Here is a 13,136-nt window from a genome sequence, read left to right on the forward strand (position 1 = left end):
TTTTCTCCGATATGAAATAATACATGGCATCAGATATCTCGATGCCATGTTTTAAATATATGTTTCTCTATGTTGGAATATTCATAGGGCTATCTGGGTGAATAATATTTAATTTCTATAATTTATTTTACCCCTAGTTTAATAAATGAAAATGATTCATCTATATCTTCGGTTTCTTGAATGATGAGTCCTGCTTGGTCAGCCAAATATTCGAACTCAGTCAAATAACGTTCTTTCCCTAAAAGTATCACATCCATGAATATATCCATAGACTTAGCTATATTCGCTATAGAGGACTGTGGTTTTTTCATTATGGTGATCAATAAGAGAGTGGCGTTATCATCCATCGCTTTCCGGCAATTCTTCAAAATTAATATTGAGTCATCATCAGACCAATTATGGATGACATTCTTTAAAATATAGAGATCATAACCTGATGGAACTGATTTCAGGAAATCTCCATTTATAAAATCCATATCTTCTGAAATAGGTATTTCATTATATCTGTCTAATACGGTGTAATGTTTTCCTTTTACCTTTTCATTGATTTTTACCAGAAGATTTCCTTCTCCTCCGCCAAGATCTAATATTTTGTTATGTTTGCTGAAATCATAAATTTCAAGTAACTTTTTAGCTAATTTGTCCGAGTTTCTTGACATTAAAGAATCAAAATTTGATTTTATTAATTTATTATTGTCCAAATACTCGAAGAATGGCTTGCCATGTGCTATTTCTAATGCTGACTTGTTATCATTTTTCAGTAAGGATTCTGGATACGCTAACCAAGAATTCCAGTTATATGAGCTAATTTCATGTTTTACTAATAATGATTCTAGACTATTAGGATCTGCAAGTGCACTGCATTCATCAGAAAGGGCAACTCCATGGTTGTTGCTAACCAATACCCCAATTTCAATTAAAAAATCACATAATCGGCTAAGGCGAGAGTTATCAATACCGCATTTATGGGAAAGTTCACCTATATCTACATAGATCCCATCTTTAAGATGAACAGATAATCCTGTATTAACAAGAGCATAGATTGCTGCTGATTTTCTATATGATCTAATAAGTTCGGTTAGCATTGAGTTATCCTTTATGATTATAAAGAAATGAGTGTTTTCTGTAAATTACAGAGTGTTATTGAATATCTTGATAAAATATTTCGACCAAAATGTAATTGTTAGTTTTAATATATTTTCCCAGTTAGGTAATGAAGCTTATTTTCTCCTTTGGCAATGACTTGGTTAACCTGGATGATGAACTTCTATAAGTAAATTATCAACTGGTAGACTATATTAAATTCAATAAAAAGAAATGATGAAGATCACAGTTAACTATTTTAAATATTTTTGAAAATTAAATGAAATAATATGGCGTAGTAAAATGTTTTTTAAGAAAATTATTTATGAAAAAATGAATAATGATAAATCCTGGGAAATTACAGGTATTTATTGAATATGCTCACTACCATCCAGCACATAATTTTCAGTATTTTAACCTAAATTCGCACTGTAATTTCTATATTCTCCCTGTGGCTCAGAGTCCACTTTTGATCTATGCTGAACGCTAAAAATAGGCTTAGGATTATTATTAACCGGAAAGCCGTATATACCCAATGGATTTCAAGATGGATCGCGACGGCAAGGGAGTGAATCCCCGGGAACAGAGATAACTCTGTGATCGGGGTGAGCGAGTGCAGCCAACAAAGAGGCAACTTGAAAGATAACGGGTATAACAGATAACAGGAAGATAGAGCTTAATGAGTATTCGCATCGTTCCTAAAGAGCAATTGAGTAAAGAATGTGTCAATGAAAAAGCAGCAGATTATATCCCGCCACTGCTTTTTGTTAATCTGAAAAACCTCTATCAGCGTCGTGCTGAGCGTCTTAAACAACTGGCTGTAGATAATCCATTTGCAGACTATCTTAGCTTTGTAGCAGACGTAGTTCAGGCCCAGCAAAAAGCGTTACATGACAATCCCCTGAAAATAGAGATGGCAGATATTTTGGAAAAATCTGCTGCTGAGGGTAAACCGCCTCTGGATTGTAAAATATTCCCACGTACTGAGCACTGGCAAAAATTGCTTTACTCTTTGATAGCAGAATTACTGCCTGATGCTCCAGAACATATCAGCATAGTTTTGGATAATCTGGAAAAAGCGTCGGAGCAGGAATTGGAACAGATGGCTGATGCTTTGCTGAAAAATGAATTTAGTAAAGTCAGTCCTGAAAAAGCACTATTTATTTGGGCTGCCCTTTCCTTGTATTGGACACAAATGGCAAATCAAATCCCAGGAAAGGCGCGGGCAGAATATGGTGAACATCGTCAGTTCTGTCCTGTTTGTGGCAGTATGCCGGTTGCCAGTGTTGTGCAGATTGGAACCATTAATGGGCTGCGTTACCTGCATTGTAGTCTGTGTGAAAGTGAATGGCATGTGGTACGGGTGAAGTGCAGTAACTGTGAACAGACTCATGATCTCAATTATTGGTCGCTGAATAGTGAACAAACAGCAGTGAAAGCGGAAAGTTGTGGTGATTGTGGCAGTTATCTAAAAATCCTCTATCAGGAAAAAGATCCAAAAGTTGAGGCTATTGCTGATGATCTGGCTTCACTGATCCTTGATGCCAAAATGGAAGAGGAAGGTTTTGCCCGTAGTAGTATCAATCCATTTCTGTTCCCAAATGAGTAACGGCTAACTGACGGAATTGCTATGACACAAAACCAAAGTCCATTGTACAGCCAGCTTCCTGCTATTGATCGTTTGTTGCATGAGCCACAGATAGCCCTATTCGTGGAACAATATGGACAGACGCTGGTAACGGCAACATTAAGAAAAATGCAGCAACAGGCCAGAACAAATATCAGGCAGCATCAGGAACTGCCTGATTGGTGTGATAATTGGGCGGTGGCACTTGGTCAGCAATTGGAACAAAAACAAGCTTTGTCCTTAAAGCCGCTGTTTAATCTCAGTGGTACGGTACTTCATACCAACTTTGGCCGGGCATTAATGGCAGAGTCGGTTATTAAGGCGGTGACACAGGTGATGCGTTCACCGGTAACGCTGGAATATTCCCTCAATGGCGCTGGGCGTGGACACCGTGATCGTGCTTTGGCGAATTTATTGTGTGAATTAACCGGGGCGGAAGATGCCTGTATCGTTAATAATAATGCAGCGGCTGTGTTGTTATTGTTGGCAACTGTGGCATCCGGTAAGCAGGTTGTGGTTTCTCGTGGTGAGTTGGTGGAAATTGGTGGGGCATTCCGTATTCCTGATGTGATGGCTCAGGCAGGATGCCGATTGGTTGAAGTCGGTACCACTAATCGTACTCACCTGAAAGATTATCAACAGGCTATCAATGAAGAAACTGCTCTTTTGATGAAAGTTCATACGAGTAACTACAGCATTGAAGGTTTTACTGCCGAAGTTTCCGGCCATGAACTGGCGCAATTGGGGGTTAAATCTCGAATTCCTACTGCTATTGATTTAGGTAGTGGTTCCATGATCAATATGGCTCAATATGGATTGCCTGCTGAACCTTTGCCCCAGGACTATCTGAATCAGGGCATCGATCTGGTCACTTTTTCTGGGGATAAATTACTGGGGGGACCGCAGGCTGGAATTATCCTCGGTAAGCAACAATGGATAGACGCCATCCAGCGTCATCCACTGAAACGCGCTTTGCGGGCCGACAAAATGACTTTGGCTGCTTTGGAAGCTACATTGCGATTGTATCAATGCCCTGAACAACTTTGCTGCCAATTGCCAACGTTGCGTTTGTTAACCCGTTCACAGCAAGAAATGTATGATTTGGCACAACAGCTATTACCTCAGATTCAGGCATATTATGGTGACCAGTTTATTGTGCGTGATGAGCCATGCTATTCACAGATTGGCAGTGGTTCACTGCCGGTCGATCTGCTGCCTAGCTGGGCTTTGACTTTCACTGCCATTGGTGGTCAAGGTGGGACTTTGGAACAGTTGGCACAGCATTGGCGTGGATTGGCGAAACCTGTTATTGGCCGTATCTCTGAAGGGCGTTTATGGCTGGATTTACGTTGCCTTGAAGATGGAAGAGCGTTGTTGCAGGCACTATTACTTTAATTTTCTAGAACTGCCATAATTTTCTAGAACTGCCATAATTTTTTGGAACCACCATAATTTTCTGAAACTATATATGATTTTTGCCACCGCAGGTCATGTTGACCATGGTAAAACTACGCTGATTCAAGCTATTACCGGTGTTAATACGGCACATTTGCCGGAAGAGAAAAAACGAGGTATGACCATCGACTTGGGTTATGCCTATTGGCCGCAACCAGATGGGTCTTCGGTTGGTTTTGTTGATGTGCCCGGACATGAGAAATTTCTCGCTAATATGCTGGCAGGGATAGGGGGTATCGATCATGTTTTACTGGTGGTTGCCTGTGATGATGGGGTAATGGCTCAAACCAAAGAGCATTTGGCTATTTTGCGTTTGATTGGTTGCTCTGCAATCACAGCTGTGCTCACTAAGGCAGATCGGGTGGAATGGCAACGGGTGGTTGAGGTCTGCCAACAGATTGAACATGAGCTGACAACTCAGGGGTGGATCGGGTCTCCTCTGTTTGTAACGGTTGCCACTGATGAAGAGAGTATTGCCCCTTTGAGGCAGCATTTGTTGCAGTTACACCAGCAAAACAGACAACATGAAAAGTTAAATCAGCGTTTTCGTTTGGCGATAGATCGCGCTTTCAGTGTAAAAGGCACGGGTCTGGTAGTAACGGGAATGGCATTGGCTGGATGCGTCAGTGTAGGGGACATTCTCTGGCTGACGGGCAGTGATAAGCAAGTTAGAGTGCGTGGCCTGCATGCTCAGAATCAACAGACAGATACGGCTCAGGTCGGGCTGCGTATTGCACTGAATATTACCGGTGATATTAGTAAAGAGCAGGTTTCCCGTGGTGATTGGCTACTTTCTCAAAAGCCCGTTGAGAGTGTGGAGAAGGTGTTGGTAGAACTAGAAACTGATGAGCCTTTGCGAAATTGGCAATCTCTTCATATTCATCATGCTGCCAGCCATATCACTGGCCGGATTTCGTTACTAAATCAGCTTTCTGATCAGCTTCTGTTAGCTGAACTGGTATTTGATCGCCCATTATGGCTGGTTGAGAACGACCGATTGATATTGCGCGATATCGGTGCCAGAAGAACGCTTGCCGGAGCACGCGTGATAAACCTAAATTCTCCTCGTCGTGGTAAGCGTCAGACAGAGTTTTTGCATTGGCTCACTCTGCTTGCCAGAACATCGGATCATGCGGCTAATTTAGTACTCCATTTGTCACGGGGGGCACTTTCCGTTAACCATTTTTCTTGGGCGCGTCAGTTAACGGAAGAGACTTTCCATCAGTTAATCGCTGGTATGGATGTGATTATTGCTGGTGGTATGGTGTTATCACAGAGTCATGCTGAGTTGGCAGAACAGAAGCTATTGCAAGTTTTGGCTGAATATCATCAGCAACATGCTGATCAACTGGGTTTGGGAAGGGCCCGCTTAAAGCGAATGGCTTTGCCAACGTTGAATGAAGCGCTAGTTTATACTCTGATCGATGTATTGCTCGATAATGGGCGATTAGAACAAGCTCGAGGTTGGTTATATCTTCCTGAACATGGTTTGTCTTTCAGTGACGAGCAAGAAAAACTGTGGCAGCGAATAGCTCCTTATTTTTCAGATGATCCTTGGTGGGTACGTGACTTGGCTGCTGATTTAAAGGAAGAAGACGTGACAATTCGCAGTTTATTGAAAAAAGCAGCGCAATTGGGACATATTACGGCCATTGTTCCTGATCGCTATTATTGTAGCCAACGAATGCAGCAATTCGCGGAACTTATCCGGGAGTTTAATCAAAGTCATGGTGCGATCACTGCTGCTGATTTTCGTGATGAACTGGGTATTGGTCGTAAACTGGCTATTCAGATACTGGAATTCTTTGATCGCAGCGGTTTTACTCGTCGTCAGGCTGAATTACATATTCTCAGGGATCATGGATTGTTTTGATGGTTTTTTGTATTTAAAAAGTGGACAGAATCAGCAAAATTACAGTTTTGGTTCGCTTGATTTAACTTGCCTGTGTTATTTTTGCCAACTGTTACTAACATGGGTTTTCTATTGACTGGATTGAATACGATATGAAAAAGAAGATAATATCGAGTGTTTATCTGGGATTATTGTTTATTGCAACTTTAATACTGGTTTTTGAAAAAAGTGATAGTGATGATATTTACCCGGCATTGGTAGCTCTCGGTGTATTTGGAATAATATTTGGTATAGTGTTTTTTGCTTCGGCCAGGTTACTGTTTTCTGCTGCCTTTACCGGGACACTATTTATTATCTTTAAATTTCTTAATCAGATAAAAGTTCATTATTACAAAGAACAGCTCATGTTCTCTGACCTAAACCTGATGTTTGATCCTGCCAATCAGGAAACATTGCGGCACTATTGGTTAGCTGGCTTAGCCGTTGTTGCTATGTTTATTTGGTTGATTTTTAATATGATACTCAGTTGGAAAAAATCATCCCCTTTCCGTGGTTTCAAATGGCGAATTGCCAGCCTGGTGTTGATTGTGATCTGTGTATGGGAAGTGAGTGTTACCGCTAATGCGTTTAGAGAGCAGTGGGAATCTTCATTACCAAAAGGGCGTGGTACAGTCACCAATATGGTAATGTCAGCTAAAGATGCCAAATATCATGCTCCTCAGTTTGGGCAATCATCTGATTATTTCCTGCAACTGGCTAAAGGTGTCACGCTGCCTGTGCCGCAGTCGGAAATCAAACCAGATGTGGTGATGTTACTGCAGGAATCAACAGTGACTCCACATATCTATCAATTACCGGATGGTTCACGGCTACCTAATCTTTATATGTTCCAGCGGAATGCCGGGGTCAGTGCACAAAGCGCAATGAGGGTACAAACTTTTGGCGGTGGTACTTGGTTATCCGAATTCTCTGCTCTGACGGGTTTGAATACTGATGATTTTGGTTCACGCAAAAACGCTGTTTTTTATTTTATCGTCGATCACTTGAAATACAGTCTATTCCGCGAGATGAAACAAAATGGTTATTACACTGTTGTTCTGACACCATTTAATAAATCCTCTTATCATTCTGGTCATGCTTATCAGACACTGGGTGTTGATCGTATTATTCAACCGCAGGAATTAGGCTATCCTGCCAGCCTTGATGAAAATCTGTGGACTATCCCTACACAGAGTATGTTGAATTATGTGAAAGAAATCTTGGTACAGGAAACCGATAAGCCGCTGTTTATTTTTTCACTGACTATGTATGAACATGGCCCATATGATGAAGATCATTCTGATGATTACGGACTTTCCGGGCATGTGAGAGATTCACCGGCAGCTGGTAAGTTCAGCCACTATATGGAGAAAATCAAAGCCTCTGATCCGGCAATCAAAGATTTCAGCGAGTTTGTTGCTAAACGGGAAAAACCGACCATTTTCCTTTATTTCGGTGATCATCAGCCTAATATCAACTTAAATCAATACAATAGTGTATTTTCAAATCCGGGTTATATCACTCAGTTCACCATGCGGGATAATTTGAAACAGGGAGAACCGGTTCAGGCTGATGAGTTGACTGATATTTCATACCTTGGTGGAATGATTATGGAGAGAGCTAAGCTGAATGTTTCACCTTTTTATCGGGCGAATATGACGATGCGCCATCTCTGTCGAGGAGCGCTGGATGATTGTCAGGATAAAGAGCTGGTAGATAGTTACAAATACTATATTTATCATCAACTGAAAGTTGCTAATAAAAACTAAATCACAAAATAATAAGCGAGTGGGTGCCATATTTATATGGCACTTGCTATATTTTAAATGTCGGTAAACTTTCTCTAACCTTTTTTAATTATTTTTCAAGTACGCTTTCATCATTTTTTGTAACATAATAATAGAGATGATTATCCCATCTATTATTAAATTGTTCGCATATTCAGTCAATAAAGCCATTCAATATCATTGATAATATTGAGAATTCAATATATTTAGTGCATATAAATATATAAATGAAATTTCAGTCTTACCAATGGATTTAGACTGGTATCACATAATTATACAGGCCGATTCTTATTTGGCCCCTGCTAATGTTAAAGTGTAAATATTTCTTATGTATTTTGTTCGGGAATTAAAGATGACTAAACCTGCATCAGATATCGTGTCTGGTTATTTATTTGGCTATGGTCAAGTATTCGGTGTGCCTTCTGAACTATGGGTTTTGCAATAAGTGGCAGCATTTTGGCTGGATAAGCTGAAAGAACTTTATGACTTTATTGGTGCCGGAATGGACATCATGGAGTCTGTTTCTTGTGCTCTGGTCATGGTGGATTTAGTTGATGGTTATCCGGTTCGGTGTGTGATTTTTTGCGCCAACCTCGGGGGAGATGCGGACGCCATCGGTACCATGGCTGGAGCCATTTCTGGCTGTGCGGTAAGCGATCTTTATCCACCGTAAACATGGGTTACCAAAAGTGGGTTTATTGATGGCCTGTAGGTGAGGATTACAGCCTCGGGTTATTCGTCTCTTTCTTCATTGCCGGGCTATGGCTTATGTTTAGCCAGAAAAAGGAGAGTCTGATGGGCGGGTTACTGCCGATTACTGTGATCGGTGCGGCTGCGGGAGATATTGTTCTCAGTTTACCAAAGCTTCCTCGCAGTGGTGAAGACCGGGAAGCGAGGGAAATTGAGCGGCAGATCGGCGGCTCAGGTTTTAACGTTGCCCGGGCTTTGGTTCGTCTGAAAATCCCTGTGATTAATGGTATTCCTGTCGGTAATGGATATTGGGGGGAGCAGGTAATTAAAGAGATGCAAGCTCTTGGGCTTAAGGTGACGTTAACCAACTCATATCTTGATAATGGTTGGTGTTTGGCAATGGTTGAGCTGGATGGTGAGAGGAGCTTTGTTTCTGTTAGTGGTTGTGAAGTTGACTGGAGTGCGGCAATGCTCTCCTCTATTGCTCTGCCGGAAAAGGGGTATCTCTATGCCAGTGGTTATGTCATGGCGGGTAAAACTACGGCGATTTTGTGTGACTGGTTACTGCTGTCACCTCTTGGCCAGACGTTGTTGCTGGATTTTGGTCCGCGTTTACCAGAGATAGATCCCGCCTTCATTGATGCATTACCTGCTGACCGAACTATTCTGACACTGAGCCGTGATGAGATTGCTATGTTGTGTGGAGCAGGCGATTCTGTCACTCAGGCTAGTTATTATTCTAGTAAAAGAAAAATCACGATTATCTGTCGGTTAGGTTCACAAGGGGCGTGGATATGCCTGCCTGACAGCGTCCCCGAGCATGTTCCCTCCTATAAGGTGAAAGTGGTAGATACTATCGGAGCCGGTGATGCTCATAGTAGTGGCATGCTGGCTGGTTTATCGCAGGGAATGTCTCTGAGAGATGCGGTTAAGCTTGGTAATCGTGTTGCTGCCATTGTTGTCAACCGTTCTGGTGCTGCTGGTGCACCAACTATAAAAGAGCTAGAGGAGTTTGTGTTTGAATAATTACTTTCAGACATTACATTTCTTAAATATTAAGGGGCGTCGCTAAAATGAGTGCAATACTTCCAGATTGGAAACAAAAAACAGCTTTATTTTTATCGGCTCAAACAATTTCTCTGCTGGGTTCTTCCATTGTCCAGTTCTCCATCGTCTGGTATATCACCTTAAGTACTTCATCAGGAGAAATGCTGGCTATTTCGGTACTCTGTGCATTTCTTCCACAGGTATTAATCTCTTTATTTGCGGGGGTTTGGGCTGATACTTACAACCGTAAGTTGCTCAGTATTGCCTCTGATGCGTTAATTGCATTAGTGACTCTTGGTTTGGCGATCTCTTTTATGCTCGGATTTAAGAGCATTGAATTGCTATTTGTGGCCCTGATTCTCCGTTCATTTTGTACGGGAATTCAGACTCCGGCAGTGAGTGCCATCATTCCACAACTGGTCCCGAAAGAAAAACTATTGCGGGTCAATGGTATTAATACTTCTCTGACTTCACTAATGATGTTGGCATCTCCTGCCATCAGTGGTTTTTTGTATTCTCAAACTTCGCTTGAAAATATTTTTTTAGTGGATGTGGTAACTGCCATTATTGGCATTAGTATTGTTGCATTTATTCCTATTCCTACAGTAGCTTCTGATTCCATGCCGGATAATAAATTTCAGGCGATTTTAGCTGGTTTTCGCTATCTGCGAGAGAATAAGATAATTAGAAATCTTTTGATTTTCCTGATTTGTGACTGCTTCCTGGTTAGTCCGGCTGCGTTTTTGACGCCGCTATTGGTTAACCGAACATTTGGTGAAGAATCATGGCGTTTAGCTATTAATGAAGTGACATTTAGTGCGGGAGCCGTTTTAGGCGGATTGCTGATTTCTTTCTTGAATGAATATAAAAATAAACTGCGTATAACGGCAGTAGCTTGCGCATTGTCTGGTATATTTACGATTGCTCTTGGCTATGCGTATTGGTTCCCGCTTTATCTGGCATTAAACGTCTTTTTGGGCATGATAATGCCTTGTTTTAACGCACCGATAGTAGCAACTTTTCAGGAAAAGGTTAAACCTGAGATGATGGGAAGGGTATTTAGTTTAGTCCAAATATCTATGTCCTGTTCTTTGCCATTAGGTATGGTGTTGTTTGGTCCGGTTGCTGATTATATTAGTGTTCAATCTCTTTTAATAATATGTGGTGGGTTGATATTATTGACTGGTGCACTGTTTTTTATGTTTAACGGAGAAGGCAATAGAGAAAGTAGCAGAGTCGTTTAGTCAGGCTAGTGTTGCCAAAGATATCGCATTATTCCGGTTGAATATGGTCAGTTATGCGATAAGCGCAGCGCCGTGAACCGGTTAGAATGTACTCTACTCGTTTAACTTGAGCTTGAAGTATCTCCTGAAAAACGTTCAACTCAGCGCGACAAAAACCCTGGCAGGTAGTAGCGGCAGCGCAAATAGGGCAATGGTTTTCTACCAGTAAAATGGTGCCGTCTTCGGTATGCGACCACTGAGCCATGTAACCTTCATGGCACCTTATGGCAACCAGACGCTCGACTCGTTCTTGTAGGTTAGCCGCCCCATTCATTGCCTGCTGGTAATTAATACGGGTTTCTTGCTCGCGGGTATCAATTAGCAAATCTATTGCTTTTTCACCCAACTGCTTACGGATGGTGTTTAATAATTGTACTGTCAGTTCAGCATGTGCATCTGGGAAATGCGCATGACCTGCGGCTGTTAAATGCCAAAGCTGGATTGGACGACCAACCCCTCGTGCTTCAGCGATAGCTTCCACGAGTCCTTCTTTAGCTAACTTCACAAATTGTTGCCGGGCGGCTTCTCCCGTTGTTCCCAGTATTTTTCCGGCATCGGAAGCCTGTTGAGGACCACGGGTTTTCAATAACATCAGTAATCTTTCACTAACGGACTGTGTAACTATTGTGCTATTTTCAAAGCTTTTGCTTGACATATTGCTTCGCCTCGTCTTAATTTATTCCAAGAAAATTCTTGCTTAATTTAACGCAAGACCCATATTAACTCAATGCTAATGCAGGATAACGACTGTGATAATAACCAATGAAAGCCATTGGAGAGATTTGTTCTCCGGTAAAAATGCGGCCAGTGCTTTGGCGCTATCGTTGGGAGTTGCGTTACACGCGATTAATATTTTAATTGCAACAACTATCTTACCTTCCGTTGTACAGGATATTGGTGGCCTGAACCTTTATGCTTGGAATACGACTCTGTTCGTCGTCGCTTCTATTATTGGTTCTGTCTTATCTGCACGTTTGCTTAATTCACAGGGTTCGCGTAATGCTTATCTGGTTGCGGCACTGTTATTCTTTTTTGGCAGTTTATTATGTGCGCTTGCGCCAACGATGGAAGTGATGCTGATTGGGCGGACAGTTCAGGGCTTTGGTGGTGGATTGTTGTTTGCACTCTCCTATGCGTTGATCAATCTGGTATTTGAACAGGCGCTTTGGCCTCGGGCAATGGCGTTAATATCTGGAATGTGGGGTGTTGCGACGTTGGTTGGTCCCGCCGTGGGTGGGATCTTTGCTGAGATGCATGCCTGGCGTTATGCCTTTGGCATCATGTTGCCAATAATGTTGTTGTATGCGGTTTTCACTTACTTAATTTTGCCCAAAGGTAAACCGCAGGGTCAGAATAAAACAGCATTGCCACTGGTGCAGTTAGTTTTATTAGCGGGGGCGGTATTGATAGTTTCTGCTGGCAGCGTATCTGAAAGTGTGAAGCTGAATTTTGCGGGAATTATGCTGGCATTAGTTTTGATAATATTACTAATTTGCTATGAACGTCGTTCAGTCATACGTTTGTTACCTCATGGTGCATTATATTTGGGTTCACCTCATGTGGCGCTATTTGCCACTATTTCATTATTGGTGGTTAGCATGACCAGTGAAGTATTTATCCCGTATTTCTTGCAAATATTGCATGGTCAATCGCCGTTGGCTTCCGGTTATATGGCCGCTGCAATGGCAGCAGGTTGGACTGTTGCAGAGATAATTAGTGCAGGCTGGCGTGGAGCGGGTATTCGCCGGGCAATTATCAGTGGTCCGATATTCGTACTGATAGGTATGTTAATTCTGTCGTTGATATTATCACATCCCTCAGTTGGACATTGGCAAGTGATGATACCTATTGTGATTGCACTGACTTTGGTAGGATTTGGTATCGGTTTTGGTTGGCCGCATTTGTTAACTCGCATCCTACAGATATCGTCAGATGCTGATAAAGATATCGCTGGCGCTTCAATTACAACGGTGCAGTTATTTGCTACAGCTTTTGGATCAGCATTGGCGGGTATGGTCGTAAACCTTTCAGGGCTTAATGAACCCGGTGGTGTAGCAGGTGCCGCTTCTGCCGCACACTGGTTGTTCCTGCTATTTGCTATCGCACCATTATTAGCGTTATTTACAGCGTGGAGATCGGCGAAGATTAGGTAGTGTCCCTTAATTATATAATCTCCGGCAAAAGAGTCGAATACAGCCTAATTTCACCATCGACAGATAGTTTCGTGCTGTTTTTTCATAGCGTGTTGCAATACGTCGATTACCTTTCAAAAA

10 protein-coding genes and 1 pseudogene are annotated in these 13,136 nt (G+C 41.9%); 8 read left to right on the forward strand and 3 right to left on the reverse strand.

Going from position 1 to position 13,136, the window contains the following annotated elements; all coding sequences use genetic code 11:
* Window positions 1-122: 122 nt before the first annotated feature.
* Window positions 123-1,085 carry a methyltransferase gene (locus AM629_RS10365; protein ID WP_054478664.1) on the reverse strand — a complete coding sequence of 321 codons (963 nt, stop codon included), beginning with the start codon at window positions 1,083-1,085 and terminating at the stop codon, window positions 123-125.
* 677 nt (window positions 1,086-1,762) lie between these two features.
* Here AM629_RS10365 and fdhE point away from each other — a divergent pair.
* The 7 genes from fdhE (at window position 1,763) to AM629_RS10400 (ending at window position 10,824) form a co-directional block, all read left to right on the forward strand.
* A complete protein-coding gene (fdhE, locus tag AM629_RS10370; RefSeq protein WP_054478666.1) occupies window positions 1,763-2,692 on the forward strand; it encodes a formate dehydrogenase accessory protein FdhE in 930 nt (309 codons plus the stop codon).
* Window positions 2,693-2,713: 21 nt separating this feature from the next.
* On the forward strand, window positions 2,714-4,105 hold the full coding sequence (gene selA, locus AM629_RS10375) for an L-seryl-tRNA(Sec) selenium transferase (protein ID WP_054478668.1): 1,392 nt from the start codon (window positions 2,714-2,716) through the stop codon (window positions 4,103-4,105).
* Between the two features lie 73 nt (window positions 4,106-4,178).
* Window positions 4,179-6,038 (forward strand): selenocysteine-specific translation elongation factor, encoded by a 1,860-nt coding sequence (selB, locus tag AM629_RS10380; protein WP_054478670.1) that lies wholly within the window; start codon window positions 4,179-4,181, stop codon window positions 6,036-6,038.
* Between the two features lie 131 nt (window positions 6,039-6,169).
* Complete coding sequence (locus AM629_RS10385; protein ID WP_054478672.1) at window positions 6,170-7,825, forward strand: LTA synthase family protein; 1,656 nt, start codon at window positions 6,170-6,172, stop codon at window positions 7,823-7,825.
* A 463-nt stretch (window positions 7,826-8,288) separates the two neighbouring features.
* Window positions 8,289-8,516, forward strand: coding sequence for an ADP-ribosylglycohydrolase family protein (locus AM629_RS10390; protein WP_054478674.1), 228 nt, complete (start codon window positions 8,289-8,291; stop codon window positions 8,514-8,516).
* 122 nt (window positions 8,517-8,638) lie between these two features.
* Window positions 8,639-9,559 (forward strand): PfkB family carbohydrate kinase, encoded by a 921-nt coding sequence (locus AM629_RS10395; protein WP_054478676.1) that lies wholly within the window; start codon window positions 8,639-8,641, stop codon window positions 9,557-9,559.
* 47 nt (window positions 9,560-9,606) lie between these two features.
* Window positions 9,607-10,824: an MFS transporter gene (locus AM629_RS10400; protein ID WP_054478677.1), complete on the forward strand. Its 1,218-nt coding sequence runs from the start codon at window positions 9,607-9,609 to the stop codon at window positions 10,822-10,824.
* A gap of 28 nt (window positions 10,825-10,852) precedes the next feature.
* Here the strand turns inward: AM629_RS10400 and AM629_RS10405 are convergent, their stop codons facing one another.
* Window positions 10,853-11,518, reverse strand: a complete 666-nt coding sequence (locus tag AM629_RS10405; protein WP_054478679.1) for a helix-turn-helix transcriptional regulator — start codon at window positions 11,516-11,518, stop codon at window positions 10,853-10,855.
* Window positions 11,519-11,612: 94 nt separating this feature from the next.
* On the opposite strand from AM629_RS10405, the gene AM629_RS10410 reads away from it, so the two are divergent.
* Window positions 11,613-13,016 carry an MFS transporter gene (locus AM629_RS10410; protein WP_054478681.1) on the forward strand — a complete coding sequence of 468 codons (1,404 nt, stop codon included), beginning with the start codon at window positions 11,613-11,615 and terminating at the stop codon, window positions 13,014-13,016.
* A 6-nt stretch (window positions 13,017-13,022) separates the two neighbouring features.
* Here AM629_RS10410 and AM629_RS23405 read toward each other — a convergent pair.
* Window positions 13,023-13,136, reverse strand: a pseudogene (locus AM629_RS23405) (IS5/IS1182 family transposase); the annotation flags it as partial.

This window comes from Photorhabdus heterorhabditis (genome assembly GCF_001280945.1).
Taxonomy (GTDB): domain Bacteria; phylum Pseudomonadota; class Gammaproteobacteria; order Enterobacterales; family Enterobacteriaceae; genus Photorhabdus; species Photorhabdus heterorhabditis.

Excerpts from the sequence above, each read along its gene's own strand:
- AM629_RS10365 (WP_054478664.1), bottom strand. The coding sequence starts at position 1,085 with ATGCTAACCGAACTTATTAGATCATATAGAAAATCAGCAGCAATCTAT.
- AM629_RS10400 (WP_054478677.1), top strand. The coding sequence starts at position 9,607 with ATGAGTGCAATACTTCCAGATTGGAAACAAAAAACAGCTTTATTTTTA.
- selB (WP_054478670.1), top strand. The coding sequence starts at position 4,179 with ATGATTTTTGCCACCGCAGGTCATGTTGACCATGGTAAAACTACGCTG.
- AM629_RS10385 (WP_054478672.1), top strand. The coding sequence starts at position 6,170 with ATGAAAAAGAAGATAATATCGAGTGTTTATCTGGGATTATTGTTTATT.
- selA (WP_054478668.1), top strand. The coding sequence starts at position 2,714 with ATGACACAAAACCAAAGTCCATTGTACAGCCAGCTTCCTGCTATTGAT.
- fdhE (WP_054478666.1), top strand. The coding sequence starts at position 1,763 with ATGAGTATTCGCATCGTTCCTAAAGAGCAATTGAGTAAAGAATGTGTC.
- AM629_RS10405 (WP_054478679.1), bottom strand. The coding sequence starts at position 11,518 with ATGTCAAGCAAAAGCTTTGAAAATAGCACAATAGTTACACAGTCCGTT.
- AM629_RS10395 (WP_054478676.1), top strand. The coding sequence starts at position 8,639 with ATGGGCGGGTTACTGCCGATTACTGTGATCGGTGCGGCTGCGGGAGAT.